Raw genomic sequence first — 26,931 nt, forward strand, 5'->3', positions numbered from 1 at the left:
TACAGAATTGACTATTTTGTAACATATATTAATACTATATTTCATATACTTATCTCTTTGCGCCCGCTTTTTTACGCCCGCCGCGATTCGCGACGATACACCCTGCTCTGTCGGCCTGTTAAGGAAATGTAAAGCATAATCAGAGGCCTCGCGGCTGGATTTTATTGCGATATCGAAATGAATCTCTTTGAATATTCGAGATAGACTTAAGCGCATAGAAGAAATATTGAATTTTATTCAGTTATAGTTTTGCATATTTATCCCTATTCGTAACTCTTGTGATCTATTTCATTAGCTGTTGGGTTCGAACGATAACGGCAAAACTTCGAATTATCGCTGCTGCTTTGGTTGAAAAGGGATTGCCACCCGTCCTATGATGCAGGCGGGATGTTTGAGTATAATAAGATTGAGACAGGCCATGCCCTTGTCTGACCTCATCGCGAAAAGTCCGATCGCGGCCGTGATCTGCGACCCATTGCGGCCGGACAATCCCATTATTGACTGCAACACGTCTTTCCTGGGTCTGACCGGCTATGCGCGCGACGAGGTGATAGGCCGCAATTGCCGTTTCATGAGGGGGGCTGACACCGACCCCGGACAGACCGAGAATCTGCGTGCGGCAATCCATGACCGCCGGCCGATCTTGGAGGAGATACTGAACTACAAGAAGGACGGTTCGCCGTTTCGCAATGCGGTCCTCATCGCGCCGATTTTCGACGACAAGGGACAGCTGCAATATTTTCTGGGTTCACTCATGGAAGTCGACGACCCCTTGTTGGGAAGGAACCGGCGTGCCCAGGCGATGGGTAAGGTGTCAGCTTTGACCAAGCGACAACAGGAAGTGCTGATCCAGATGGCGGCCGGGCAGTTGAATAAGCAGATTGCCTATAATCTTGGTCTGTCGGAAAGGACGGTCAAGATGCACAAGGCCGCCTTACAAAAAGCGCTCGGGGCTTCTACTTCGGCGGATGCGATCCGGCTGGCAGTGGAAGCGGGATATTGATCGATATTCTCGTGCCGCCGGTGGCAGCGAATTCTGCGGCGAGCCGGGTCAATATGGATTGTCGCGTTCGACCGGACGTATGAAATGGATTGAACATTCGAATTCGTTACGCCTGACGACGACACCCTCTACCGCAAAGCGATCCACATATATTTTTACACGCGCGTTGAGGGAGGGAGTGTAACTGGCCCCGATCAGCAGCCCCTTGGGTACGACACGCCTGATCCTGATTTCCATGAGCGCATCACCATCTTGAAGCTGCCCATCAAGTGCCGTGCGGCGGTGTCGAAAACATTCATAAATCGCTTTTGCATCCATCGAAGATAGTCTTTTCACAAGCCTCATCGGGAACGAACTGAGGGCGGGCGCCAGTCCCTAGTCGTCAAAATCTTAACATAGATCAATATAATATACAGGATTTGGCCTTCGGTGCAAACGCAAGTCGCTGAATGAAAAGCGAAATTATCCTAGGTTATTATAACGCTGATCTTGAAAGGCAGCCATGGGCACGCCCTGGGCGAGCCGCGCCTGTGTGGCAATGCGGATGGCGGGTGTCCCGCGCCAAGCCGGTACACGACCGGCGTGCCGGGCACCGCTTACCCAAGCGGTGTTTAAATTGTCGCTGATCAGGGAAAATGGTGCACCCAAGTGGATTCGAACCACTGGCCTTTGCCTTCGGAGCTAGAACTACAACGCTACGCTAGGCTTTTCAATCCAACGCTAGAGCGCGACAAGTCATTGTTTATACAGTGCTTTATTGACAGATAGGGTCTTCCAGACTACGCAAAGACACCCCACAGTTTTCGATCTGCTGGTGAGTTTTTGGTGAGTTTTTTGGAGCCGCTTTAGCGAGGTGCGTATGCCAAAACTGACGAAAATCGTCGTCGACAAAGCCGAACCACGCGATCGGCAATATACCGTTTGGTGCAGCGATCTGAAGGGCTTCGGCGTGTTCGTGCTGCCTTCGGGCACGCGCACCTATTTCGTCGACTACCGCAATGCCAACAATGTCCGGCGCCGGATGAAGCTCGGTCGCCACGGCACCGTCACCGCCGAACAGGCGCGCACGCTGGCGATCCAGGCGTTGGCCGACGTCGCCAAGGGCAACGACCCACTCGAAGATCGGAACAGCGCCCGCAAGGCGATTTCGGTCAAGGAGCTGTGCGAACTCTATATGGCGGAACTGGAAGCCGGCCGGATTCTCGGCAAGGGCGGGCGGCCCAAGAAGGCCAGCACCAAGATCACCGATCTTGGTCGGATTACCCGCCATATCATTCCGCTGCTCGGCTCTAAGCGCGTCACGCACGTGACCAAGGCGGACGTGACGGCGATGATGAAGGATATCATGGCCGGCAAGACCCGCACGACCGAGAAGACGAAAAATCTGCGCGGTAAGTCCATTGTCCGGGGCGGCCTTGGGGCGGCGAGCCGCACGGTTGGGCTGCTGGGCGGCATCTTCACCTACGCGCGGGATGAATTGGGTATCATTGAGAACAATCCCGCCCACGGTGTCCGCAAGCCCAAGGACGTGGTGCGAAAGCGTCGGCTGAACGAGGATGAATATCGTGCGCTCGGCCGCATCCTCGCCAAAGCGGCCGAGGATGAGCGCTATACGCGCACCGTCGACATCATCCGGCTGATCGCCATGTCAGGCTGCCGTCGCGGCGAGATCATCGAGGTGCGAAAGGCCGAGATAGACACGGTTGGAAGCGCGTTCCGCTTCGAGGATACTAAGGAGGGCCAATCCGTTCGCCCAATGGGCTTGCCCATCGTCGAGTATTTTGACGAACAGGATATGGATGGCGACAGCCCTTATGTGTTTCCGGGCGAGAGGAACACGGACGGGCCGTTTGGCAGCTTCCCTCGGCATTGGGAGAGAATTTTCGCGGATACCGAAATGGCTGACCTCACCGCGCATGTGCTGCGTCACAGCTTCGCCAGCATCGCCAACGATCTCGGCTTTACCGAGATCACCATCGCGGCGCTGCTGGGTCATGCTTCGGGGTCTATCACGAGCCGCTATGTTCACACGCTCGATGCAGCGCTCGTCATGGCCGCCGACACGGTGGCGGGTTACATACAGGCGCTCTTGGATGGCGTAGCGGTGACCCATACGAACTACGCGCTTGACCGAGCGTCCCGAAAGGCAGCGCTGACGCGGTTCTTGTCTCCACTGGCCCAAACTCCCTCGGTTGACGAAGGTGCATCTCTCGCCGCCTGACGTGCGTGTTCGGGAATGATTGCGGAAGACCTAGGATATCTCGACATGGTTTAATCGAGAATGTGAGCCGAGGTTAAGGTCTGTCGAGGCAAACCGTTGGTCGACAAGAGACGCTTGCCTGGTGGCTAGGCCCAACCGCAACAAAATCCCGAGCCCCATATCAGCCAGATTCCTTCGAGAGCATATAGTCTCGCGTGCGAGGAACGGCATCACGTCGATGCGCGACTTGGAGTTGGAAAACCATGAGATCGCCTTGCCGGAAGGCCATTTCGCAGACGGCGAGATAGAATTCCCACATGCGGCAGAAACGCTCGTCATAAAGCGCGCGCGCTTGAGCACGATTTTGCTGAAAGCGATCATACCAGTGCAGTAACGTATCCGCGTAATGCAGCCTAAGAATCTCGACGTCGGTAACCCAAAGTCCGCTTCGCTCAACCGCGCCCAAAACTTCTGAAAGGGCCGGAACGTATCCGCCGGGAAAAATATACTTGGAAATCCACGGGTCATCGCTTCCCGGTGGAGATCGGCGTCCGATCGAGTGAATGACGCCGATGCCGTCAGGCGCAAGGCAGCGGGCAATCGTCGAAAAGAAAGTACCATAGTGGGGTGGGCCGACATGTTCGAACATGCCGACTGAAACGATCCGATCAAACCGTTCGTCGATGTCACGATAATCCAGCAGGTCAAACCGAACCTGATCGGCGAGATCCTCTTCCTCCGCTCGCTTGCGCGCGACTTGGAGTTGTTCCCGAGACAAAGTGATGCCGCGCGCTGATACTCCGTGGGTTCGCGCGAACTCGAGTGCGAGCCCACCCCAGCCGCATCCGATATCTAGCAACCTGTGGTCGGGACAAAGCAGGAGCTTAGCGGCCAAATGCCGTTTCTTGGCGGATTGCCCCTCGTCAAGAGTTTCGGTTCCCTGTGGGAAATAGCCGCATGAATATTGGCGATCGGAATCGAGGAAGAGGTCGTAGAGTGTGCCTGAGAGATCGTAATGATGCGCTACGTTCCGGCGTGATCTGGCTCTATGATTACGTCCCACGCGGAAAGGCTTGTATGCCGCCAATCTGGCGCGGATCACGGTCGCGTCCGTCAACGTGGTGTAATTTCGGCGGTGGCCGGGGGTCATCGTCAGGCGGCTTTGGCGGTGATGTGTAGGGGCTGATTTTCCTCCTCGATCATGATGGTTTGGTTGAGTTCGGCCATGCCTTCGATCTGCATGTAACGGTGCTGGAGCTGCCACTCGTCGTTCTGTTCGAGGAGCACGGCGCCGACGAGGCGCACGATGCTGTCTTCGTTGGGGAAGATACCCACGACGTCGGCGCGTCGCTTGACCTCCTTGTTCAGCCGCTCGAGCGGATTGGTCGAGTGTAACTTCGTGCGGTGCTGGGTGGGGAAGCCGGTGTAGGCGAGCACGTCGGTTTCGGCCTCGTCCATGCACGCGCCGAGCTTGGGCCAACGGGTGCGCAACTGGTCGGCGACCTGTCGCCAGACCTGCGTTGCGCTTTTCTGATCGGGCTGCAGGAAGACCTGGCGGATCGCGGCGGCGACGACAGTGTTCTGGCCCTTGGGCACGTAGGACAGCGCGTTCCTCATGAAGTGGACGCGGCAGCGCTGCCAGGTGGCGCCCATGACGCGGGTGATCGCGCCCTTGAGGCCCTCATGGGCATCGGAGATGACCAGCTTCACGCCGGTGAGGCCGCGCCGGACGAGGTCCTTGAGGAAGTCGGACCAGAAGACCTCGGCTTCCGAAGGCCCGATATGCAGGCCGACGATCTCGCGCCGGCCCTCGGTGTTGACGGCCATGGCGATTATTGCGGCAACGCTGATGATCCGCCCGCCTTCGCGCACCTTGAGATAGGTGGCGTCGAGCTAGAGATAGGGCCATTCGCCGGTCAGTGGGCGCTTGAGGAAGGCCTGGACGCGCTCGTCGATGTCCTTGCACAGCTTGGAGACCGTGGACTTCGAGATGCCGGTCATGCCCATGGCCTGGACCAGTTCGTCGACCCGCCGCGTGCTGACGCCGCCGATCCACGCTTCCTGGATGACGGCGACCAGCGCCTTCTCCACCATTTTGCGCGGCTCCAGGAAGCCGGGGAAGTAGGAGCCGGTTCGCAGCTTGGGGATCTTGAGATTGAGAGTGCCGACCCGGGTGTCCAGCGAGCGGTCGCGATAGCCGTTGCGCCAGGTGGCGCGCTCCCCGCTGCGCTCGTGCCGGCCCGCGCCGATCAGCCCGTCAACATCGGCCTCCATGATCAGTTGCAGCACGCTCTCGGCGATGGTGCGTAAAAAATCCGGTTGGCCGCCCTTCGCAGCCAGCTCTTCGATCAGTAATCTGTCCTCGGTCATCGGGAACTCCTCTTCGTCACGGTTGAAGTGTGCAAACTCCACCATAACGATGAGCCCGGTGGCCACCAGCGATGCCGCATTCCGGGGCGGGGCATGCCCCACCCCGGAATACACCATCGCCTACACCGGAAATTACACCACGAGCGCGGACGCTAGCCGGATCACTTGCACAGGGTGCTCATCGAGGGCTTGCAGGTTAGAGGTGGTGATTCTGAGCAGGTCGCGGATCGAGCCTGCTTCGAAGGTGATCCGACCGTCCATATAAGCTTCGCCCAGAGCGAGTGTGGGTGACAAGGCCAGTTTCAGTGGGAGGACTTTGTCATGCAGACGCACCGTGACCTGCTCATCGCAATCCTCGCTCCCGAAATGATGACAATGGCCTGCGCTGTCTGTGATGGTGAGGCGGCCTTTCTGCACGAGCTTTTGAATCATGCCGGAAATCAGCGGCAATCTTGAATTTGCATTCGCTCTATTTTTTCGAGGCATTCGTTCGTTCCGGGTTCGGTAGGTGATCCTAAAGACGAAACCGGGCGCCGAAGCTTACAGTGTTAGGTCAGAAACGTCTGTTTCCTCCCGTTCTCACTTTGAATTCTGTCAGGCGAGCAGATGCTGTCCACTGTCGACCGGAATCACCGTGCCGGTGATACGGCGCGCTGCATCACTGACCAGAAACGCAGCGAGCGCGCCCACATCGGCGACAGTAACGAGCTGCCGTTCCGGAACGGCAGCGGCTGCGCGATTCAGCATCTCGTCGAAGCGGTCGATACCGCTTGCAGCGCGCGTTGCGATCGGACCTGGCGAGATTGCGTGCGCACGGATACCTTTTGGCCCAAGTTCCGCTGCGACGTAACGCGTGGCGCTCTCCAGCGCTGCCTTGACGGGCCCCATCAGGTTATAGTGCTCCACCACGCGCTCGGAGCCGTAGAAGGTGACGGTGAGCAAGCAACCGCCGTTATGCATCAGGGGTTCCGCGCGGCGCGCCATCTCTAAGAAGGAATGACAGGACACGTCCATTGCGGTGGCAAATCCCTTCGCCGAGCTGTCAACGATCCGACCCTGCAAATCTTCCTTGGGTGCGAAGGCGATGGAGTGGAGCAGGAAGTCGAGTTCGCCCCATTCGCGTTCCACCCGCTTAAAGAGCGCTTCGGTCTGACCAGATTCGCGCACATCGCAGGGCACCAGCCATTCTGCGCCCAATGCGTCGGCGACCGGCTCCACGAAGGGGCGAGCCTTTTCGTTAAGGTAGGTAGCGCCAATCCGGGCGCCGCAATCACGAAATACCTTCGCGCAGCCGGCGGCAATGCTATGCTCGTTGGCTATACCGATCACGAGGCCCCGTTTGCCCGAAAGATCGACGAGCGCCTTCACGACGGCTCCGTCCGGAGAATACGCTGGGTGTCGATGGCAATCATCCGTTCCTCGTCAGTTGGTAGGACCATGAGCTTAATCCGGCTTTCTGGCGCACTTATGAGATAGTCGCCTCGCTCATTTGCTGACGGATCAAGGCAGGCGCCCAGCCACTGCAGCCCTCTTGCCACCCGGTTTCTGATCGGCGCCGCATTTTCACCGATGCCACCGGTAAATATGAACGCATCCAGGCCCTCGAGCGAGGCGGCAAGCGCACCGGATTGCATCACGATCCGATAGATGAATAGTTCGACGGCTTCAGCCGCAGCAGTTTCATGGCTGGCCAGCAGGGTGCGCATGTCGCTCGAGACGCCGGACACACCGAGCAGCCCCGATTCCGAATAGAGCATATGCTCAATGGCCTTGAGGCTCATGCCCTGTTGCATCAGGTAGATGAGAATGCCGGGATCGATGGTGCCGCAACGAGTCCCCATTACCAATCCGTCTAGCGCGGTGAAGCCCATGGTGGATTCGATGCTGTGTCCGCCCTTCATCGCGCACAAGCTGGCGCCATTGCCCAGATGCGCCGCGATCACTTGCCCCCCGGCTGTGGGCGCGTCCCGTTCCGCGAGGCAGCGAGCAATATAGGCATAAGAAATGCCGTGGAAGCCGTACCGTCGGATGCCTTTCGCGCTCAACCCGCGCGGCAGGGCCACGCGCCGCGCTACCTCGGGCTGCGCCTGATGGAAGGCCGTGTCGAAGCAGGCGACTTGGGGCAGGCGCGGCCGGTGCTGCGCGATAGCGCGCACCGCCGCAAGATTGTGAGGTTGATGCAGCGGAGCCAGGGGAGAGAGCGCATCGAGCGCTGCCAGCACGTCAGCATCGATGCGCACCGGCGCGGTGAAGCGGTCGCCGCCATGCACAACGCGATGCCCGGCGGCATGCAGGCCGGAACCAATCCAGCTCTCCAGGCGCTCGAGCAGCTTGCCGAGCAATGCTTCGTGGCTGAGCGTCGCATCGCCCCAGCGGCGCTCCACCACAACAGCCCCATTCGCATCGCGGGCGATCAGGTGCGGTGCAATGCCGATCTCGTCGATCTTGCCATGGGCGAGCCGCGTCGGCTCACGTTCGCACGCGTTGGCGAAGACCGCGAACTTGATGCTCGATGAACCGGCGTTGAGGCACAGGATCGTCACGCCGGTTGCTCAGCGAGGAGTCCGGGCGCAGCCTTGGTCGCTGCCCGCGCGAGCAGCAGCGCAACGGCGCAGGAGGCAAGACGGGTGCGCACGCTGTCTGCGCGACTGGTGAGAATAATCGGTACTCGCGCACCCAGCACGACACCAGCCGCATCCGCGCCGCCAAGAAATGTCAATTGCTTGGCCAGCATATTGCCGGCCTCCAGATTGGGCACCATCAGGATGTCAGCTTGGCCGGCCACGGGCGAGATGATGCCCTTTTCCTCTGCGGCCTGAGCACTGACCGCGTTATCGAAGGCGAGCGGACCGTCGACAATCGCACCGGCGATCTGGCCGCGATCCGCCATCTTGCACAGCGCCGCCGCCTCCAGCGTAGTACGCATCTTGGGGTTGACCGTCTCCACTGCCGCGAGGATCGCCGCCTTTGGCCGCTCGATACCCATCACATGTGCCAGGTCGATGGCGTTGCGCAGAATGTCAGCTTTGTCATCGAGTGTCGGCTCGATGTTGATGGCGGCATCAGTGATTATGAGGGGCCGGGCATGGCCCGGCACATCCATGATGTAGGCATGGCTAATCCGGCGCTCGGTTCGCAGACCGGCGTCGGAGGCAAGCACCGCGCTCATCAGTTCGTCGGTATGAAGCGAGCCCTTCATCAGCAGCCTTGCCTCACCCATGCTCACAAGCGCCACCGCTTTTGCCGCAGCAGCATGGCTATGCGGCGCGTCGACGATCCGGAAGGCATCGATGCTTCGGCCCGCCACTTGCGCGCTTTGCCTGATGCGCGCCTCTGGACCGACCAGAATGGGCGTAATCATTCCGCCCTCCGCCGCATCGGCAACGGCGACGATCGCGTCCGGGCTGCACGGATGGGCCACTGCCGTCTCTATCGGACCTTGAGTGCCAACTTGATCGAGCAGGCGCCGATGGCCCTCATGTCCGATCAGGCGTATTTCGGGCAGTGGAACGCGCCGGCGGGCCACTTTTTCGGTCGGCGCCATCACCTCGGCTTGTCCGGTGATGACTTCGCGGCCTTCAGCGCTGACGCAGCGGCAATCGAACAGGATCAAATGATCCAGTTCCCGTTTATCTGTAACCGTCACGCTGGCAGTGATCATGTCCCCTACGCTTACCGGTGCCAGGAAGCGCAGCGACTGGCCCCGATAGATCGTGCCAGGGCCCGGCAGCTCCGTCCCGAGCACAGCCGAGATCAGGCCGGCACCCCACATGCCGTGAGCGACAACATGGTGAAACAGGTCGGTTTCCGCATAGTCCGGGTCGATATGCGCAGGGTTCACGTCGCCGGAGACGGCCGCGAATAACCAGATGTCATCGGACGTGAGCGTGCGGGTGACGTTTGCCGTATCTCCGATCCGGATTTCGTCGAACGTGCGGTTCTCGATCATCGGGCCGGTCATCTGAGCGCTCCGGAGATGATGGCGGGGCTCGGCGGTGATGCTAGTATTGTACTCGCCAGACCGACTTTCGAAGATTCGATGCCGATCGCCGGCGCCACTTCGGTCAACCTGCGAATGCATGCACCGGCTAGCTGTTCAGCGCGCACCGTTTTCTGTGCCATCTGCAGGCTTGCCCATTGCCGAACCGTAGGCCAGTTCGAACACATTTTCCTCGATGGCATCGCGTTGCTCGCGAGCCTTTTCGATGATCTTGGAAATCCGTTCGCTTGCTTCTCGTTCGGCCGCACGGAATGGGTCGGTGGGCGGCAACGACTTCCGGCCACGTTCGACCATCGACGCTAGAGCCGTTATTGCCCGCATCCAGGGGTTGAATTCCTCCGAGAAGAGATACCGGCTCGTCCGCATGGGATGCAGCCATTCGAGCATCGAAGCTGTTGCGGGGTTGGAAAGGCTCTGGACGAAAGGGCTAATGAAGGTGCTGTAGAATGCCTCGTTCGCCTCCGACATTTCCCTGACCCGCTCGAAGGCCTGGCGCGGCGTGTCCACCTCAATATCGGAGACGTCACGCTCTTCGAAGTGGACGGTATATTCGCGTTTGTGGCAATCGGGATCGCCCGTGGGATTGTCGATCTTCATCTCGTAAAGACCGGGCGGCAGCGCCGAAATCTGCTCGATGCTCTCCAGAATTGCGCGGTGCTCGAACCGCGCAACCTTCGCCGACACGAAGATGCCGAGATGACCGATATGCGGATTGGTCAGATAGACGATGCGCTGCCCGGCATTCTTGAGATCGGCGGTGTCGCGATAGACAGCCGGTATCCAGTCAAGTGCCTGCTGCGGAGGGGTGATGTTGTCGCCGTAGGAAGCGAAAATCACCAAGGGATTGCGGATATTGCGCAAATTCACCGAACAGCCATGGCAGATGTTCAGCTTACCCTCCTCGAGCTTGTTGCCGATGAAGAGATTTTCAACGATCGCCACGATTTCCTCACGGCTCAGGAAATACCAGGCATTCCACCACCGCTCGAACTCGAGAAAGCGCTCCCGCTCAGTGTCGAGATTGGTGAAGAGATTCGCATATTTGTCCCAAACGGATTCAGGCTTCAGATTCTCGAAGTTCGCGATGAGCCACGCACCGTCGAGACGACCATCGCCCAGATCGGCGAGGAAATGCGTCATCCATACGCCGCCCACGAACCCCGCCGCGATGCGCATAGGATTCACGCCCGACTTTCCAGCCCAGTAGGAGAGCGGCGAGCCGTTAAGAACGGTAGGGCCGATCAGACCTTCGCAATCCGCGGCCAGCAGTGTGGCGGCCCATCCTGCCTGGCAATTGCCATATAGGATCGGCGCTTCGTCGGGATGTCTGCGTGCCACTTCCTCCACGAAACGGCGCAATGCGTGCAGGACATTCCCAAGGGTCTGACCGGGACAGGGTTCAGGAAAGAACGACACGAAATAGACGGGATGCCCTTGATGCATCGCGATGCCGATCTCGGAATCGCGCTTGAATCCCCCGATGCCTGGACCGTGACCGGCGCGCGGATCAAGAACCACAACAGGTGGCTTCTCGGGATCGAGACAGTCTTCCAGGCAAGCCTCGTCGATACGAGTGATGCGCAAAAGCGCGTAATTCGCCGGTTCCTCGAAGCGTCGCGCATCGAGGATCATTTCATAGTCGAAATCGAGGAGCGGAGGTTTTCCCGCGCGTTCGTGCGCAATCATGTTGTCCGCACGCTGCCGAAGCGTATCCCAGAACAGGATACCTCGCTCCCATAGGTCTCGCTGATACGCCCACCAACCCTGCCATGCATTTTCCTCGACCTGATCGATCTTATGAGGAACGATCGCCGGAAGCGCTGCTACCGCCTGTACCCCGGCGGGCAGCGATCCCGTGGCCGAGCGCAACGCTTTGGCTTTCCCGTTGTCTGTCGCTCGTGTTTGCTTGACGTCGGTCATGCTTGGCTCCTGCGGTTTGTCCGTGCGGCCAGGAAATTGAACAAGGGGCAGAAGATCAGCGCTACATACCAAGCAAAGGCGAAGCTCTCGATCAGCCCCAAAATGAAGCTGGGCCAGTCCAGCCAGGTAAAGCCGGGTAATAAGCGCTCCCAGGTCGAATGCATCTCTTGTGCTGGAAAGAGCAGGTCATGCCCGACGCAGAGCACATAGGTGAAGGCAAGGAATATCCCGAGGCTCATACCGAACGTGACAAGCGGGATCTGCGGACTGCCTGCTGCTCTCACAACAGAAATTCCGGCGCCGTTTTGCGGCGGTCTGATCGGCTCAGGCATGACGATGCTCCGTTGCAAGGGTTCTGGCTTGCTCGCCCAGATACCGTTCGGGCGCGGCTTCAAACGTTTCGCGATGCTCGGCTGAACAGAAATAATAGACACGTCCGCCAAAGACGCTCGATTTCGCGCTGTTCGTCTCGACATTCATGCCGCAGACCGGATCGATATCGCGTGTTGGCGGCGTCCGGCCGCCCGGTGGATCGGAATGACCTCCCGAATGACCACCGTGGCCGTGGCCCATCACATGAGCCCCGCAGCCAAACCGCATCATCACAAAGAACAGGGCGGCCCAGAAAGCGAAATAGAGAAGCGTACTCATGCCACCTAGGAAGCCGTGCCGGTTTGCGGTTTCGCTGACTTCGGCGATGACCTTTCGTGTTCGGTCGCCTGCTGGCGCGCTTCACCCGCCATATCACGCGCCATCGCCATGCAGCACTCGCCAATCTTCTGCGTCGTTTCCGACCAGCGTTTGGCCTGTTGGGACGAGCGCTCGAGGAAGAGCGATGCAATCTCGGCTTCGGTCGCCAGGATGTTCTGCGGCTGTCGGCTTTGCAGCATTTCCTGAAATGCTTGGCGGATGCGTTCATTGCTCTCGATCGCCGCCTTGACTTCCGAACTTAAGCTCTCGGTCAGAACTTTCTGCATTTCGCGCCCGAGAGTTTGCACACTCCGCAAATTGCCTTGAAGTATGTCGGCGCCGTTGGTGATCGGCAACTTCCACCAGCTAAGAAGGTCGTTCATTTGCACGAAGCCTGCTGCCGCTACGCTTTCTTTATTGCCGTCCATCGAGGTCTTTCCCTTTCAAATTTTCGTGTTTTGCTCTGGCCTGTTCGATCTCTTCGCATTCGCATGCCAGGAAGCCGTGCGTCGGGCAGGACAGACACATTTCCTCGAGCCGCTTGCGCAGCGTCTGCCTCGCCCGATGAAGACGCACGGTGACATTATTCAGCGTCGTTCCCAGGCTAGCCGCGATGCGATCCCTTGGTTCGTCCAGAATGTCGGAGCGCCACAGGACCTCGGCATATTCAGGCTTCAGGGTCGGCAGGAGCTTGTGCAGACAATTGCAGATCGCCTCGTCCATTTCATGGTCCGGTTCGATCGCCAGACTTTCCAGATCGGACGGGTCTGTGCCGATTTCCCTTTTGCGGTGGCGACCGACACGTCGATGATGATCGATCAGCGTCGTCGTTAGAATTCGACCGAGCCATCCGCGGACGCTGCGGATGTCCCGCAACTGTTCCGCGCGCTCAAGCGCTTTCAGCGAGAATCTCTGGAGCAGTTCCTCGGCATCACTCTTGTTGCCGACCCTTTGATAGAGGAAGAGCAGAAACTCCTCCCGCGCCTCGATCAAAGCACGGCGGACAGCCGCATCCGCAGGCTTTGCTGCCTCCAGCTCAGGCTCGTCAGGGACCTTGCGTGATGTGCGTTCGTTCTTCGTCATGATCGTCCGTTCACATCAATTGACGCCGACCGCCGCGATTCATTACAGTTGAAGCCTGAGGCGGAAGCGCACCCTCAAAACCATAAGCGGACGCCCACGACGTAGTTAGTGACACTCGGGTCTTCGCCTGCCGCGCGAGCATAGTCCGCGCTATCGCCGATCTTCCATTCCTGTTCGATGCCGATGTACGGCGCGAATTCGCGTACGAATTCATAGCGCAGGCGGACGCCCAGTTCCGCCTTATCGAGACCAGCGCCGATGCCGAGTTCGGGAATGTCCTGCGCGGACGCGTTCACTTCGATCCTCGGTTGCAGGATCAAACGCTGCGTAATGCGCTGGTCCAGTTCTGCTTCTATGCGTGCGGTCAGATCACCCTTGTTAGACAGGAAGGCTGCGGCATCGACTTCGAACTGATAGGGGACCAGCCCCTGTAAACCGATAACTGCGTGCGTGCGCGCCGGGCCGGTAAGGTCCTGCCGGACGCCGGTCTGAAGGTCCCACCACGGGCCGATAGCATGGCTCCACAGCGCCTGAACTTCGGCGCTTTCAAGCTTTTCACCGAAGCTGCCTTCGCCTTCGGACTTGAGCCACAGCTTGTCGTAGTCACCGCCGTAATAGCCCTGTACGTCCCAGAGATAGCCGTCCTTACCGACCCGAGCGCGATATTCGGCGCGGTCGGCCTGGAACCAGTAAACCGGCATCTCACCGCTGACCTGCTTCACCACTTTGGTGCGGGAGGCTGCCATGCGGTCCGCACCGACAACGGCATCGGCGGCAAAGGACGGCCCTGAGAATGCCTCGGGCGGCGGCGGTCCCTGGGGAATCGCCTCATCGGCCTGGGAGGCCATCGACGAATGGTCCATCCCGGAATGATCCACCTGCCCATCTTGCATGGCGGAATGGTCCATCCCGCCGTGGTCCATGGTGGAGTGGTCCATCGGCTTTTGCTGCTCGCCGGGTTGGCCCTGATGCTCCTGGGCCAGAGCTGGCGTCGCGATCGCAAGCAGCGGCAGGAGAAGACTCGCGTGGCGCATCACTCGTCTCCTCCGCCGAGCGGGCGGACAGTGACCACCTGAAACATGCCGGTGTGCATGTGGTAGATCAGGTGGCAGTGAAACGCCCAGTCGCCGGGTTCATTGGCAGTGAGATCGAACTGGGCGGAGCCGCCAGGCTGCACGACGATCGTGTGTTTCATCGGCTGGTGGCCGGGAGGAGCGCCGTTGACCAGTTCGAAGAAGTGGCCGTGCAAGTGGATCGGGTGCGCCATCATCGTGTCGTTGACGAGTTTCACTCGCACGCGCTCGTTGTAGGCAAAGCGGATTGGATCATCGGTGACGGCGGAGAATTTCTTGCCGTCGAACGACCACATATAGCGCTCCATGCTTCCGGTGAGATGGATTTCCTTCATCCGGGTCGGGCGGCGGTCGTTGGGGTTCGGCTTCACTGCGGCGAGCTGTTTGTAGTCGAGCACCCGGTGCCCGACGTCATCCAGACCGATTCCGGGATCGCCCATCCGGTCGATCGGGTTCATCGCCACCATGTCGAGCCCGGGGCCGACCTTCACATTGTCCGGCAGCCGTGAGGTGTCGCGCATGTTCATGCCGCCCGACATGTCCATTCCGGCCATGTCGCCAGATTTTTCTGCCATGCCTGGCATGCCTTCCATATCGTGCATGCCTCGCTCGGACATCCCGGTCATGCCGCCTGCGCCGTGATCGCTAGCGCTCATGCCCATGTCGGCCATGGTGAGCAGCGGCGGCTTGCGCAGCGCGGGGACGGCGGCGCTTGCACCCGGCCTGCTCGTCAGGGTCGCAACACCCATGCCTGAACGATCCATCGCTTCGGCAACGAAGGTGAAGGCCTCCGCGCCCCTGGGCTGGATGATCACATCATAGGTTTCGGCATTGCCCATCTGGAATTCGTCGGTCTCGACCGGGCGGATATTCTGGCCGTCTGCGGCCACCACGGTCATCGGCAGGCCGGGGATGCGCACGTTGAAGAACGTCATGGCGGAACCGTTGATAATCCTCAGGCGAATGCGCTCGCCGGGATTATAGGCAAGCTCCAAGCCGTCCTCAGGGCCGTGACCGTTGATGAGGAAAGTGTAGGTCGAGCCCGTCACGTCGGCGATGTCGGTCGGCATCATCCGCATGCGCGCCCACATGCGCCGCTGTTCGCCGGTCAGCGGATAGTCGTCGGTCCAGCTCGTCTGCTGGTAATTGAAATAGCCCTCGCCGACCTTGAGTTTGCGGATGATCTCGTGCGGGTTCATCGGCGACCAGTCCGTCAGCATCAGCACATATTCGCGCTCATATTCGAACGGATCGGGCTCGGCGGGGTCGATGACGATGGGTCCGTAATGCCCCATCGGCTCTTGCAGCGTGTGCGCATGCCACCAGTAAGTGCCCGCCTGACGGATCGGGAAGCGATAACGGAAGGTTTCTCCGCGTTCGACCGCGGCCATGGTGATGCCCGGAACTCCGTCCATCAGGAACGGGACCAGCATCCCGTGCCAATGGATCGAGGTTCCCTCCGAGGCGTTGTTGATCAGGTCGACGGTGAGATCTTGCCCTTCCCGCAGGCGCAGCAGTGGCCCAGGCAGCGTTCCGTTGACGGTCACGGCCGCCCCTCTGCGCGAGCCGGTAGTGAACAGCGCGTCCTCGACCGTCATGGTCAGATGTTCGCCCGAAAGAACATCGCTTCCCTTGCGCGCCAGTGTCCCGCCATGCGCGCCCCGCGCCCAGGAAGGCATAGCGCCGGCAAGACCAACAAGACCTGCTCCGCATGCGCTGTAATGCAGGAATCTGCGGCGATTTATCGATGTCATCGCGATTGTCCGTTCGTGAGGTTCTGCCCTTCGTTACGCGCCGGGCAGTGCTACCCCTCAGGAATATTGCAGACTTTCGCGCAGCCTGTTGCGTGCCCGGTATATGCGGGTTTCAACGGTCTTTTCCGACACGCCGAGCAGCTCGGCCGCCTCACGCTGGCTGCGCCCATCGATGGCAACAAGCACCAGCGCTTCGCGCAGCCGAACCGGCAAGCGCTCGATTTCGGACTGTACACGGGCGAGTTCTCGACGATCCAGCGCGGTTTCTTCGGGGCCGGGCGAGTCGTCAGATGCGATGATTTCTCCCAGCCCCCGACCGAATCCAAGAAAGCTCGCCGCCTTGCGCCGCCGCAAGCGGTCGCGGCACTTGTTCAGCGTGGTCGTAGTGAGATAGCCGCCGACCGGCCGACCTTCGTCCAGGCGCTGGCGATTTATCCAGACCGAGGCCAGCGCGTTCTGCACGGCTTCCTCGGCTTCCGATGGCGATGCCAGCATCCGCCGGGCGAGAGCGAGGAGGCGCGGCGCGTGAGGCTCGACAAGCCGATCGAACGCCCGCCGTCCGCCTGATTTTACCTGAGCAATCAGGTCAGATTCGCTGCTGTCCCCTGTCTCCACCACGAGCGATCATTCGCGGCCAGAGCCGGTCAGGGATATAGAGATTTGATGGTCGAATTTCTGCCGCTGCTCCTCGTTAAGCAGTGCGCGCATTGCGAAAACATGGCGCACGGTCGCCTTCTGGAGTTCGCCCATCTCCACATGCACCCGGTCGATCGCTGTACTCACCTTGGGACCGTAGCCATGCTCCTGCTCCATGGCTGCGGCGAGGTCGGCATTGGCCGCGCGCAGCCTTGCTTCATGTCCTGCCCTTTCCGTCGCGAAACGGGCTTCCAACTGGTCCAGCCCGCTGGTCTGCTGCGGGGTGAGGTCGAGCTTATCATGCACGAACTCATGGAGGCTGCCAGGCTGGGCCGCGCCTCCCCATTGTACCGCGAGCATCGCGCCCAGGCATCCTGCCGCTACAGCGAGCAGGACGGCAAGAACGATGTGAAGGCCCGACAGCTTCATGGCTCGACGTGCAGCAAAACGGCGGGCGACAGGTCAGCGCCGGCAAAAAGCTGGTACGACGTTGTCTCGGCCCTAACCGGCGTCTGGATCGTGCCGATCCCACCGCCCATTCCAGCAGCGAAGATGACTGCGAAAAGGGCAAGGCGGTAGCGCGCGTTCGCGGCTTCAGCCATTTCCCCAGCGCGCGACCAGACGCTGTCCATAAAGCCCTCCGGGACGACGTCCGTCTGCATCTCGCCCAGCGAGTGCAGGGCATCGTTCAATCGGGTTTCCTGATCCATCTCGTTCGTTTCTCGCATTCGACTGTAATCCCATACGCATCTGCGCGTCATAGCACCCATACGCCTTAACGCCTTGCGCCCCTCAAAAAAGTGAGGGGCAGGGTCGGCTCGTGCGTAGCGAAGGTAACAGGGCCATGATTTTGGCCCGCTCTATCGGAGAAATGATGTGCGAATGCCGCGCGTGAACCGCTTTAAGCCCGCAATGGCGTCGGCTCTTCTGTTGGCCCTCGGCGCTTGCTCCAATGCGGCGCAGGCCACCGAATACACCATGTATCGCGATCCCTCCTGTGGCTGCTGCGAGCAATGGGCCGAGCATGTCCGTCACGGCATGAATGCGCAGGTCATCGTGAAAGACAGCGCCGACATGGCGACCGTCAAGGACGATAACGCCGTGCCGGCGGATCTGCGGTCCTGCCACACCATGGAGGTGAGTGGCTATGTGATCGAAGGACATGTGCCCGCTGCGGATATCCAGCGGTTGCTCAAGGAGCGGCCCGCCGGTGTCCGGGGGCTTGCGGTCGCCGGCATGCCGCTCGGTTCGCCGGGGATGGAGATGGGAGACCAGGCGCAGCCCTATCAGGTCGTCGCGTTCGGAGAGGCGGGCCGCTCCGTCTTCAACAGCTACAACTGACCTTCGGACACGTCCGAAGGACTTTCAAGGAATCCCTGCAATGAAGAAGCTCATTTTCGGTTTCACCGCGCTCGCGCTTTCCGTCCCCACGGCGCTGCTGGCTCAGAAGGCGCCGGAGCCGCCAGCGCCACCAGCGCATGACCAGATGGCCTGCTGCCAGAAGGACAAGGATGGCAAAATGCAATGCCCGATGATGGATCATTCGCAAATGGGCAACGGTCAGATGGATCACAGCCGGATGGGTGGCGCAGGGATGACTGAAGGCGCCTCTGGCGACCATTCCGGCATGGCGCATTGCGGCATGATGGGTGGGAACTCGGACAAGCCCATAACGCGTCACGATGGCCAAGCCCAGCAACAGGGCGGTGGCGACCACAGCCAGCATCAGGGACACACGCCGCAATGATCGAGAGCGCGCCTAGAAGGGCCTGCCGCGGCCGGAGGATTCAGGGATGACGACTTATACCTGCCCCATGCACCCGGAAATCCGGCAAGACAGCCCGGGCGACTGCCCCAAATGCGGCATGCACCTCGTGCCTGCGGACAATGCTCCGTCGCACGACCATTCGCATTGTTGCAGCCATGACAAGCATCAGTCCGCCGGCGCTGCGACCGGCAAGTACGACACAGTTCCCTCCGGCTATGGCGGTGCTGTCTATACCTGCCCAATGCATCCGGAAGTCCGGCAGACCAAGCCCGGCTCGTGTCCGATCTGCGGCATGGGTCTGGAACTGGAATCGGCCGCGATGGCGGACGAAGGACCGAACCCTGAGCTGGTCGATTTCATGCGCCGCTTCTGGATCGGCGCGGTGCTTACCGTGCCGCTGCTGGTTTTCACGATGGGCCCCTATGTCGGGCTTGGCGGTGTGCGGGAGATATTCGGGGAGCGCACGACGCTCTGGATTGAACTCATCCTCGGCACGCCGGTGGTGCTCTATAGCGGATGGCCGTTCCTCGTGCGTGGCTGGAACTCGTTCCGCACGATGAACCTCAACATGTTCTCGCTCATCGCCATGGGGGTGATGGCCGCCTGGCTGTTCAGCGTTGTCGCGGTCCTTGCGCCAGGGATTTTCCCGGACGGCTTCCGGGATCCTGAAGGCCATGTCGGCGTCTATTTCGAAGCGGCCGCCGTGATCGTCACACTGGTGCTGCTCGGGCAGGTCATGGAACTGCGCGCCCGCGAAGGCACGGGCAAGGCGATCAGGGCGCTGCTCGATCTCGCCGCCAAGACCGCGCGCAGGATCAGCGCGGACGGCAGCGAGGAAGAGGTCGCGCTTGAGGATGTTCAGGTCGGCGACCGGCTGCGCGTGCGGCCCGGCGACAAGGTGCCGGTCGACGGCGTGGTGGTCGATGGTCGTTCCTCGGTCGATGAAAGCATGATCTCGGGCGAGCCGGTTCCGGTCGAGAAGGTCGCCGGCGATCCCGTCACCGGCGCCACGATCAACGGCACCGGCAGCCTCGTCATGGAGGCGACGCGCGTCGGCTCCGAGACGATGCTCTCGCAGATCGTCGAGATGGTCTCGAATGCCCAGCGTTCGCGTGCCCCGATCCAGAAATATGCCGATAAGGTCGCGGGCCTCTTCGTGCCTGTCGTGATCGGCATTGCGGTGCTGGCCTTCATTGCCTGGGCCATCTGGGGTCCGGCGCCTGCGCTCTCCTATGCGCTGATCGCGGCGGTCGCGGTGCTCATCATCGCCTGCCCCTGCGCACTGGGCCTCGCCACGCCGATGTCGATCATGACCGCTACCGGACGCGGCGCCCAGGCGGGTGTTCTCATCAAGAATGCCGAGGCGCTCGAACGGTTCGAGAAGATCGACACGCTGATGATCGACAAGACCGGAACACTCACCGAAGGCAAGCCGAGGCTCGTCGCCGTTCTGCCCGAACCGGGCCATGACGAAGGTGAAGTGCTGCGTCTCGCCGCGACGCTGGAGCGCGGATCCGAACATCCGCTCGCCGAAGCGATCGTGCGCGGCGCGGAAGAGCGCAATGTGGCGATGGGCGAGGCCAGCGACTTCGAAGCAATCACTGGCAAGGGCGTGAAGGGCACCGTGGATGGCAAGGCGGTGGCGCTCGGCAATATCGCGTTGGTCCGCGATCTCGGGCTCGAAGGCTCGGGACTTGCCGAGAAGGCCAATGCCCGGCGCGACGAAGGCGAAACGGTGATGTTCATCATCCTCGATGGCGCCATCGCGGGCCTTGTGAGCGTGACCGATCCGGTGAAGGAAACCACACCGGACGCCATCAAGGCGCTGCACGATCTCGGCTTCCGCATCATCATGGCGACAGGCGACAACGAGCGCACCGCCAAGGCGGTCGCCGCGCGTCTCGGCATCGACGAGATCCGCGCCGATGTTCTGCCCGAAGACAAGGCGCGGATCATCCGCGAGTTGCAGCAAGGCGGCAAGAAGGTCGCCATGGCGGGTGACGGGGTGAACGACGCGCCCGCGCTCGCCCAGGCCGATGTCGGCATCGCGATGGGCACCGGCGCCGACGTCGCTATCGAAAGTGCGGGCATCACGCTGGTGAAGGGCAATCTCGACGGTATCGTCCGCGCCCGGCGCCTTGCCCACGCAACGATGAGCAACATCCGGCAAAACCTGTTCTTCGCGCTGATCTACAACAGCGCGGGTGTACCGGTCGCCGCGGGCGTCCTGTTCCCTTTCTTCGGCATTCTCATCAGCCCGATGTTCGCCGCCTTCGCGATGAGCGCCTCGTCGATCTCGGTCGTGCTCAATTCGCTGCGTCTCAGAGCCGCGAAGGTGTGAGGCGCAAAGAAGCAAACCCAATCGAAAGGACGTGATGATGGTCATGGAGGAATCGCACGGTGGCGATCACACCGCACAGGAAAGGCATCGTCCGAGTTTCTGGAGATCGCGGACGGGCACCGTGTTCCTCGCCTTCCTGGCCATCATCGCCTTCCTGCTCGCCTATGAGCATCGGGCGCATATTTTCACGGGCACAGGCCTGTTGCTCCTGATCGTCCTTCTTTGTCCGGCCATGCATCTGTTCATGCATCACGGGCATGGAGGGCACGATAAATGAACCACGACGCCCCTGCCTATGGCCTTTGGTTTCTGGTCGTCGCGAATTCCGCGATCTTCATTTTCTTCGCCTTCAGTTTCTTCAAACCCCGGACAAAGCGCGACTGGCGCAGCTTCTCGGCGTTCAGCGCCTTCCTGGTTGCACTGTTCGCGGAGATGTACGGCTTTCCGCTCACCATCTATTTCCTCTCGGGATGGCTGCAATCGGCCTATCCCGGGGTCGACTGGTTCTCCCACGATGCAGGGCATCTGCTTGAAATGATGTTCGGTTGGAAGACCAACCCGCATTTCGGCCCGTTCCACATGCTGAGCTTCCTGCTGATCGGGGGCGGTTTCTGGCTGATCTCCGTTTCATGGCATGTGCTCTGGAAGGCGCAGCGCGCTGGCGAAATGGCGGTTAGCGGTCCCTACGCTCGCGTGCGACATCCCCAGTATCTCGGCTTCATTCTCGTCATGCTGGGATTTCTGTTCCAATGGCCGACGCTGCTGACCCTGGCGATGTTCCCCATCCTCGTCGTTATGTACGTGAAACTGGCGCGAGCGGAGGAAGCGGAAACAGGCGCCCGTTTCCCTGAGCGTTTCGCAAGCTACGCCGCTCAGGTGCCTTCCTTCATTCCGAGATGGAAGCCCGCCACTCTATCGGACGCGGGGACATAGGATTTGGAGCACGACCACGACCAGAACCATGCCGCAGGCAGCGACAGTGATTTGAGCCGTAACTCGATAACGCTGACCGGCGCCGTTGCCATGGGCACGGGCGTGATGATCGGCGCCGGAATCTTCGCGCTCACCGGCCAGATCGCCGAACTCGCGGGGCCGCTCTTTCCGCTCTCCTTCATCGCAGGAGCGTTAGTCACGGCGCTCGCCGCTTACAGCTACATCAAGATGTCCAATGCGTGGCCTTCGTCGGGCGGAATCGCGATGATCCTGCAAAAGGCCTATGGCCCCGGCACGATCGCGGCTTCGGCCTCGCTCCTGATGGCGCTGTCGATGGTGATCAACGAAAGCCTGGTGGCCCGAACCTTCGCGACCTATGCGCTGCGGCCATTCGGCCTGGAAGGAAGCGCGCTGCTGCTTTCGATCGGCGCGGTTGCGCTGATCGTTTTCGCCTATCTCGTCAATGCGGCAGGCAACCGGTCGGTGAGCGGACTCTCGCTCATCATGTCGGCCGTGAAGATTGGCGGCATCGCCCTGTTCGCCATTGCTGCGATCTGGGCGAGCGGGTTCTCCGGTGGAGCGTTCGCGGAGCCCGTGGGAATGCACGGCGCCGAAGCCTTTGTCGCTTCGGTCGCCTTTTCCATCCTGGCCTTCAAGGGGTTCACCACGATCACCAATAGCGGGGGTGAGATTGAGGATCCCCATCGCAATGTCGGCCGCACGATCATGATCGCCATCGGCATCTGTGTCGCGACCTATCTGCTGGTCGCCGTCGCAGTGGGATCGAGCCTGACGATCGATGAGATCGTGGACGCACGCGACTATTCGCTCGCTGCGGCGGCTGGTCCAGCTCTAGGTCAGGCAGGATTTTATTTCACAGTCGTGATCGCGCTCGCCGCAACGGCCTCGGGCGTGATCGCCAGCGTGTTCGCGGTTTCGCGTATGCTGACCATGCTCACGAACATGAAGATGATCCCGCACCGCCATTTCGGCATGAGCGGCAGCATTCGCAGCCATATGCTGCTTTACACGGTGGTCGTTGCCGGCGCGCTGGCCGTCTTGTTCGATCTGTCGCGCATCGCGTCGCTCGGCGCCTTCTTCTATCTGGTCATGGACATGCTCGTGCATTGGGGTGTGTTTCGACACCTCAGACGCGAAGTCGGCGCGAAGGCCTCGATCCTTCTTGTTGCGCTGGCTGCCGACGCCGCCGTGCTTGCGGCGTTCACGGCGGTGAAACTGCAAAGCGACCCCTCGATCGTTCTCTACGCGGTTGCCGGCATCGCCGTAGTCTTCGCGGCCGAGTACGTGTTTCTGGAACGCAGCAAGAAAGCCGACGATACCGATACTTCGCCATGACGTAATCATGGCTGAAAAGGCAACGGCCTACCGGAACCAAACTAATGCTTCATAGGAGGGAAGGCATGAACGCGACCTTGAAAGGCGCATTATTAGGCGCGGCGACTCTGTTTATCTTGCTGATCGTCGTTGCTCTGATCGTTATCTTGACTGGTAGCTATAACGTGGCCGCAACCGATCGGCACAACCCGATCGTCAGTTGGGCGCTTACAACCACGATGAACAATTCTGTCCGGCGGCAGGCGGCTGGCATCGAGCCTCCTGCCGAATTTACGTCGGCGATGGTTGCCGCCGGGGCTGGCGAGTACAAGGCGATGTGTTCGCATTGCCATGGAGGCATAGGGCAAAGTCGAGCCGAATGGGCAGAAGTCATGCTCCCTAAACCGCCGCCGCTGGCCGAAGCCGCCAGGGAATGGGATCCCAAGGACGTTTTCTGGCTGGTCAAGCACGGCGTGAAGATGAGTGGGATGCCCGCCTTTGGCCCCACGCATGATGACAAGACCATCTGGAACATCGTCGCCTTCGTGAAAGCGTTGCCCGAAATGCCGGCAGAACAATATGCTGGTTACAGCAGTGATCATGCCGAGGAGATGCACGATCACCAAGCGCACGAAGAAAGCGACACTCCCCACCACCATTAATTGGCCGATGGCGGGGGTAGGTTTCGAGAAAATCGATGATCATATTCTATCTCATTGGAAACTTGGGCCGACAGACGGCATTTGGCAGGCGCGGTAAGTCCCAATGCTTTCTCTCTGTTGCGCAGGAATGATCGAATTGCGTCAGCTCCGTTACCTGATCGCGGCAGCACACTCCGGCAGCTTCAGCAGGGCGGCGCGCATCTTGAACATCAAACAGGCCACTCTCAGCCGTCACATCTTAGAGGTGGAACGGCGGCTGGGCATTACTCTCTTCGATCGCAAAACCCGAGGCGCCACTCTGACACCGAACGGTCAGCTCTACCTCCGCACTGCCCGGCGCATCGTAAATGAATTCGAAGAGCTAAACGCTTGGGTTCGCGCCACTCGAAATGGCGAAACTGGACGGCTGGCGGTCGGCTTTTATACCTCCTTCTCCGCCGGGAATCTGCGCGCCACACTGAGCGAATTTCACGATCGATTCCCCGCTATCAAGGTGCGAGGTTTCGAGCGGGACCGAGATATGCTGCTGGCCGGTATCGAAAGCGGGTTGCTCGACATCGCGATCATGATCGGCGAGCGGGCCTATCCCGGCATCATGAGCCAACCGCTCTGGAGCGAACGCCATTTGGTGGTGATGCCGGAAACCCATCCGCTCGCATCCCGCGAGTGCATCCACTGGCAAGACCTCGCGGGCGAGCGCTTCCTGTTGACCAAGCGGGATCCCGGACCCGAGACGCGCAATCTTTTACTGGGGAAGCTTGGAAGTCCTGGCCACGCGCCCGAGATCGACATGGAGGACATCGGCCGCGATACAGTCATCAGCTCCATCGCTCTCGGGCGTCGCCTCGCGATCTTCGCTGAATCGTCCGCCGGTATTCAGGTGCCGGGCGTCCTGTTCCGCGAGATCCACGACGCCAGTGGCCACAGCCGCGTTGGCTATTCCGGCTATTGGCGTGAGGACAACGAGAACCCCGTGCTGCGTCGCTTCCTCGATTTCGTGGCCACTCGATACTCGCTCCCCTCAAGCTCCAGTTCGCACACTGCCCAACCATCGGGAAAGGAACCGTCATGATCCAAGGAAAGGCATGGATCGTCGTGCTGATCGCACTAGTCCTCGGATTCGGTGCGGGCTTCGCGTTACGTCCCCTCGTTATCGCACCAAAGGCGCCAACAGCAATCTCTGCGCCTCCGTTGCCGCAAGCTACTGCCGAGCCGCGCGGCAAAGCCTATTTCGTGGCGCATCTCGACGAAGCCCGCCAGGTCGTTGCGGGCTGCGCGAATGGCTCTGTCCGGGGCGACGAGTGCTCGAACGCGGAACAAGCTGTCGTCGAAGCGGAAGGCCGGGACCGTTTCAAGCGCTTCATGGGAAATTGACGCTCTGCCCGAGCGGATCAATCGGCCCGGGCGCGGTGGCGGCGAAATCCGCGATCGGTTTCCATGAACCGGGCGAGCATGGGTGCGACCAGCTTTTCGGGCGCGGGTGGCTGGCCGCCCGTCTCGGCGGCGAGGGCAGCCGCATAGGCGACAAGATCGCGATGGACGGCGGCGGGCAGCTCCACGGTCAGTTTGACCGGCCGATCGTCGGCCAGTGGTCCCAGCTTCAATTTCGTCATCGTGTCGCTCCAAGAGGTTCGAGCACGAGATCGCGGGTGACGACCACGCGCAGCGGATAGCCCGGCCGAATAGTGAGGGTCGGCTGGATGTTGAGGTGACGCTGGACAATCTGCTGGCCGGCCTGATTGATGGTGTCCTGCGTGCCGAGCCGAAGCGCACGCACGAGATCGCCGTCATTGTCGGTGGCCAGTTCGGTCCCGACGCCAAGCACCGTAGAAATCATCGCGGCCTTGAATACACCGCCCCAATGCTGGTTCACCTTGTCCTGCAAGCCGGCAAATCCGGCGGCGTCGGCGCCGGGCTGGCGTTCGAGAACGATCGAACGGCCATCCGGCAGGATCAGGCGATCCCAGGCGAGCAGCACACGGGTCTGGCCGGCGGTAATCTGGCTGTCATATTCGCCGATCAGCCGCGCGCCTTGCGGGATGAGCAGGATGCGGCCGGTGGGGCTGTCATAGACGTTCTGCGTCACCTGAGCGGTGATCTGGCCGGGAAGGTCGGAACGGATGCCGGTGATGAGCGCGGCAGGGATGATGCTGCCGGCCTGCACGACGTTGGGCGAGACTGGCGCCGTCAGCCGCTCGACGCTGACGGTGCGCTGGGTAGATGCCTGCGTCATGAAGGCGCGCTTGGCGCTATGGTCGCCTTGGGCTGCCGGGCTGGTCTGCGGCAGTGCCACCGCCTGGTCCGGGACAGCGGCGATCTGCGGCACGGTCGCAACGGCCCCGGCCGCGCCATGACCGAGGAATACTGAGCTGGTGCGGGCAGTGTCGCGCTCCTGTTGGGCACGCTGGCGCGCCGCCTCAGCGGCCTGCGCCTGCGGATCACGCTGGCCGCTCGCGCCAACCGCCGGCACAGGCACCTCCTGTCCGCGCCGCTGGGCCGAGACGATCGGGCCGCCGAGATCGCCGGGAAGCGGCGGTCCGAGCCGTGGCGCCTGCGTATAGTCCTTTGGCCCGGAGGTGATGGTCTCCGCCGTGTTGCGGGTCTCGGTGCTGTAAAGCTCCTTGGCCTGCTTCTCGGCAGGCGGACGCAGCGCGTAGATGAGCGAGCCGCCGATACCGAGGCCGGCGGCGATGCCGATAACGGCCAGGGCTTTGCGCGACAGGCGCATGACGCGCGGCGGATCGCCCCGGAGCTGGAATGCCCCCGGATCGGGACGCGGCGAAGCCGGCTCAGCGGCGGGCGGTTCGACGGGATCGGTCACCGCCGCCCCTTCCGTCCGTCGGCGCGTTCGATGCGAACATGCTGCTCGCTGTGCTTGTCGCCCAGGCGCAGCTCGGCGGCGGCGAACAGCCGGTCCACCACCATGTAGCGGCCCTGGACGCGGTAATTGACGAGTTCGGCGCCGCCGGCCGCGCCAATCACGAACAACGGCGGCATCTCGCCCTGCGAAATCCCGGCCGGAAACGCGATATAGACCTGACGGCCATCGTCGAAAGCGCGAAGCGGCTTCCACGGGGCATTGTCGCCGTCGATGCGGTAGCGGAAATTGAGCGTGGCGACGTCCACGCCGGTCGCAACCGGCGCGGCGGCGGCCGCCGCCGCG

The 26,931-nt window shown here is 61.0% G+C and carries 30 protein-coding genes and 1 pseudogene; 11 read left to right on the top strand and 20 right to left on the bottom strand.

Annotation, left to right across the window (positions count from 1 at the left end; genetic code table 11):
• Nucleotides 1-418 precede the first annotated feature (418 nt).
• Nucleotides 419-1,003, top strand: a complete 585-nt coding sequence (locus C100_RS42660; protein ID WP_024021263.1) for a PAS domain-containing protein — start codon at nt 419-421, stop codon at nt 1,001-1,003.
• Between the two features lie 48 nt (nt 1,004-1,051).
• Here C100_RS42660 and C100_RS42665 read toward each other — a convergent pair whose 3' ends face one another.
• Nucleotides 1,052-1,321: a hypothetical protein gene (locus C100_RS42665; protein ID WP_024021264.1), complete on the bottom strand. Its 270-nt coding sequence runs from the start codon at nt 1,319-1,321 to the stop codon at nt 1,052-1,054.
• 541 nt (nt 1,322-1,862) lie between these two features.
• Here C100_RS42665 and C100_RS42670 point away from each other — a divergent pair.
• Entirely contained in the window at nt 1,863-3,224 is a 1,362-nt protein-coding gene (locus C100_RS42670) for a tyrosine-type recombinase/integrase (protein ID WP_024021265.1), read from the top strand.
• A gap of 160 nt (nt 3,225-3,384) precedes the next feature.
• Here C100_RS42670 and C100_RS42675 read toward each other — a convergent pair whose 3' ends face one another.
• The 16 genes and pseudogenes from C100_RS42675 to C100_RS42745 all read right to left on the bottom strand — a co-directional run bounded on the left by C100_RS42675 (nt 3,385) and on the right by C100_RS42745 (nt 17,421).
• Nucleotides 3,385-4,353 carry an SAM-dependent methyltransferase gene (locus tag C100_RS42675; protein ID WP_024021266.1) on the bottom strand — a complete coding sequence of 323 codons (969 nt, stop codon included), beginning with the start codon at nt 4,351-4,353 and terminating at the stop codon, nt 3,385-3,387.
• Between the two features lie 2 nt (nt 4,354-4,355).
• Nucleotides 4,356-5,573, bottom strand: a pseudogene (locus C100_RS42680) (IS256 family transposase).
• 132 nt (nt 5,574-5,705) lie between these two features.
• The gene (locus C100_RS42685; protein WP_152536520.1) at nt 5,706-6,023 is read right to left on the bottom strand and encodes a DUF7884 domain-containing protein; all 318 of its coding nucleotides are present in this window, start codon (nt 6,021-6,023) and stop codon (nt 5,706-5,708) included.
• Nucleotides 6,024-6,167: 144 nt separating this feature from the next.
• Nucleotides 6,168-6,941 (bottom strand): enoyl-ACP reductase FabI, encoded by a 774-nt coding sequence (fabI, locus tag C100_RS42690; protein ID WP_024021268.1) that lies wholly within the window; start codon nt 6,939-6,941, stop codon nt 6,168-6,170.
• Nucleotides 6,938-8,116, bottom strand: a complete 1,179-nt coding sequence (locus C100_RS42695) for an acetate/propionate family kinase (protein ID WP_024021269.1) — start codon at nt 8,114-8,116, stop codon at nt 6,938-6,940. The genes fabI and C100_RS42695 overlap by 4 nt, the downstream gene beginning before the upstream one ends.
• Nucleotides 8,113-9,534 carry a bifunctional enoyl-CoA hydratase/phosphate acetyltransferase gene (locus C100_RS42700; RefSeq protein ID WP_024021270.1) on the bottom strand — a complete coding sequence of 474 codons (1,422 nt, stop codon included), beginning with the start codon at nt 9,532-9,534 and terminating at the stop codon, nt 8,113-8,115. Before C100_RS42700 ends, C100_RS42695 begins: the two co-directional genes overlap by 4 nt.
• A gap of 135 nt (nt 9,535-9,669) precedes the next feature.
• Entirely contained in the window at nt 9,670-11,493 is a 1,824-nt protein-coding gene (locus C100_RS42705) for a DUF3141 domain-containing protein (RefSeq protein WP_024021271.1), read from the bottom strand.
• Nucleotides 11,490-11,825, bottom strand: coding sequence for a DUF5676 family membrane protein (locus C100_RS0125220; protein WP_024021272.1), 336 nt, complete (start codon nt 11,823-11,825; stop codon nt 11,490-11,492). Before C100_RS0125220 ends, C100_RS42705 begins: the two co-directional genes overlap by 4 nt.
• Nucleotides 11,818-12,144, bottom strand: coding sequence for a YHS domain-containing protein (locus C100_RS42710; RefSeq protein WP_024021273.1), 327 nt, complete (start codon nt 12,142-12,144; stop codon nt 11,818-11,820). The genes C100_RS0125220 and C100_RS42710 overlap by 8 nt, the downstream gene beginning before the upstream one ends.
• 5 nt (nt 12,145-12,149) lie before the next feature.
• Nucleotides 12,150-12,611 carry a hypothetical protein gene (locus tag C100_RS42715; protein WP_024021274.1) on the bottom strand — a complete coding sequence of 154 codons (462 nt, stop codon included), beginning with the start codon at nt 12,609-12,611 and terminating at the stop codon, nt 12,150-12,152.
• Nucleotides 12,598-13,266, bottom strand: a complete 669-nt coding sequence (locus tag C100_RS42720) for an RNA polymerase sigma factor (protein ID WP_024021275.1) — start codon at nt 13,264-13,266, stop codon at nt 12,598-12,600. The genes C100_RS42715 and C100_RS42720 overlap by 14 nt, the downstream gene beginning before the upstream one ends.
• 74 nt (nt 13,267-13,340) lie before the next feature.
• Nucleotides 13,341-14,300 (bottom strand): copper resistance protein B, encoded by a 960-nt coding sequence (locus C100_RS42725; RefSeq protein ID WP_024021276.1) that lies wholly within the window; start codon nt 14,298-14,300, stop codon nt 13,341-13,343.
• Nucleotides 14,300-16,093, bottom strand: coding sequence for a copper resistance system multicopper oxidase (locus C100_RS42730; protein WP_024021277.1), 1,794 nt, complete (start codon nt 16,091-16,093; stop codon nt 14,300-14,302). The genes C100_RS42725 and C100_RS42730 overlap by 1 nt, the downstream gene beginning before the upstream one ends.
• Nucleotides 16,094-16,150: 57 nt before the next feature.
• Nucleotides 16,151-16,711: an RNA polymerase sigma factor gene (locus C100_RS42735; RefSeq protein WP_024021278.1), complete on the bottom strand. Its 561-nt coding sequence runs from the start codon at nt 16,709-16,711 to the stop codon at nt 16,151-16,153.
• A gap of 6 nt (nt 16,712-16,717) precedes the next feature.
• The gene (locus tag C100_RS42740) at nt 16,718-17,158 is read right to left on the bottom strand and encodes a periplasmic heavy metal sensor (protein ID WP_024021279.1); all 441 of its coding nucleotides are present in this window, start codon (nt 17,156-17,158) and stop codon (nt 16,718-16,720) included.
• Nucleotides 17,155-17,421 carry a hypothetical protein gene (locus C100_RS42745; protein WP_152536521.1) on the bottom strand — a complete coding sequence of 89 codons (267 nt, stop codon included), beginning with the start codon at nt 17,419-17,421 and terminating at the stop codon, nt 17,155-17,157. Before C100_RS42745 ends, C100_RS42740 begins: the two co-directional genes overlap by 4 nt.
• A gap of 190 nt (nt 17,422-17,611) precedes the next feature.
• On the opposite strand from C100_RS42745, the gene C100_RS42750 reads away from it, so the two are divergent.
• The 9 genes from C100_RS42750 (at nt 17,612) to C100_RS42785 (ending at nt 25,142) form a co-directional block, all read left to right on the top strand.
• Nucleotides 17,612-18,070 carry a DUF411 domain-containing protein gene (locus C100_RS42750; RefSeq protein WP_024021281.1) on the top strand — a complete coding sequence of 153 codons (459 nt, stop codon included), beginning with the start codon at nt 17,612-17,614 and terminating at the stop codon, nt 18,068-18,070.
• Between the two features lie 40 nt (nt 18,071-18,110).
• On the top strand, nt 18,111-18,476 hold the full coding sequence (locus C100_RS42755; RefSeq protein WP_024021282.1) for a hypothetical protein: 366 nt from the start codon (nt 18,111-18,113) through the stop codon (nt 18,474-18,476).
• A 46-nt stretch (nt 18,477-18,522) separates the two neighbouring features.
• A complete protein-coding gene (locus C100_RS42760) occupies nt 18,523-20,838 on the top strand; it encodes a copper-transporting P-type ATPase (RefSeq protein WP_235219127.1) in 2,316 nt (771 codons plus the stop codon).
• A 34-nt stretch (nt 20,839-20,872) separates the two neighbouring features.
• Nucleotides 20,873-21,115, top strand: coding sequence for a DUF2933 domain-containing protein (locus C100_RS42765; RefSeq protein WP_024021284.1), 243 nt, complete (start codon nt 20,873-20,875; stop codon nt 21,113-21,115).
• Nucleotides 21,112-21,771: a methyltransferase family protein gene (locus C100_RS42770; RefSeq protein ID WP_024021285.1), complete on the top strand. Its 660-nt coding sequence runs from the start codon at nt 21,112-21,114 to the stop codon at nt 21,769-21,771. Before C100_RS42765 ends, C100_RS42770 begins: the two co-directional genes overlap by 4 nt.
• Nucleotides 21,772-21,822: 51 nt before the next feature.
• Complete coding sequence (locus C100_RS42775; RefSeq protein ID WP_268746854.1) at nt 21,823-23,127, top strand: APC family permease; 1,305 nt, start codon at nt 21,823-21,825, stop codon at nt 23,125-23,127.
• A 65-nt stretch (nt 23,128-23,192) separates the two neighbouring features.
• Nucleotides 23,193-23,768 carry a c-type cytochrome gene (locus tag C100_RS0125230; protein ID WP_052028360.1) on the top strand — a complete coding sequence of 192 codons (576 nt, stop codon included), beginning with the start codon at nt 23,193-23,195 and terminating at the stop codon, nt 23,766-23,768.
• Between the two features lie 127 nt (nt 23,769-23,895).
• On the top strand, nt 23,896-24,840 hold the full coding sequence (locus tag C100_RS42780; RefSeq protein ID WP_024021288.1) for a LysR family transcriptional regulator: 945 nt from the start codon (nt 23,896-23,898) through the stop codon (nt 24,838-24,840).
• Nucleotides 24,837-25,142, top strand: a complete 306-nt coding sequence (locus tag C100_RS42785) for a hypothetical protein (RefSeq protein WP_024021289.1) — start codon at nt 24,837-24,839, stop codon at nt 25,140-25,142. Before C100_RS42780 ends, C100_RS42785 begins: the two co-directional genes overlap by 4 nt.
• Nucleotides 25,143-25,159: 17 nt before the next feature.
• Here C100_RS42785 and C100_RS42790 read toward each other — a convergent pair whose 3' ends face one another.
• The 3 genes from C100_RS42790 to C100_RS42800 form a co-directional block, all read right to left on the bottom strand.
• Complete coding sequence (locus tag C100_RS42790) at nt 25,160-25,381, bottom strand: DUF2274 domain-containing protein (RefSeq protein ID WP_024021290.1); 222 nt, start codon at nt 25,379-25,381, stop codon at nt 25,160-25,162.
• On the bottom strand, nt 25,378-26,589 hold the full coding sequence (locus C100_RS42795; RefSeq protein ID WP_024021291.1) for a TrbI/VirB10 family protein: 1,212 nt from the start codon (nt 26,587-26,589) through the stop codon (nt 25,378-25,380). Before C100_RS42795 ends, C100_RS42790 begins: the two co-directional genes overlap by 4 nt.
• Nucleotides 26,586-26,931: TrbG/VirB9 family P-type conjugative transfer protein (locus C100_RS42800; protein WP_024021292.1), on the bottom strand; the 346-nt coding region annotated here is incomplete at its 5' end. The genes C100_RS42800 and C100_RS42795, both read right to left, overlap by 4 nt.

Source organism: Sphingobium sp. C100 (assembly GCF_000508185.1).
Classification (GTDB): Bacteria; Pseudomonadota; Alphaproteobacteria; order Sphingomonadales; family Sphingomonadaceae; genus Sphingobium.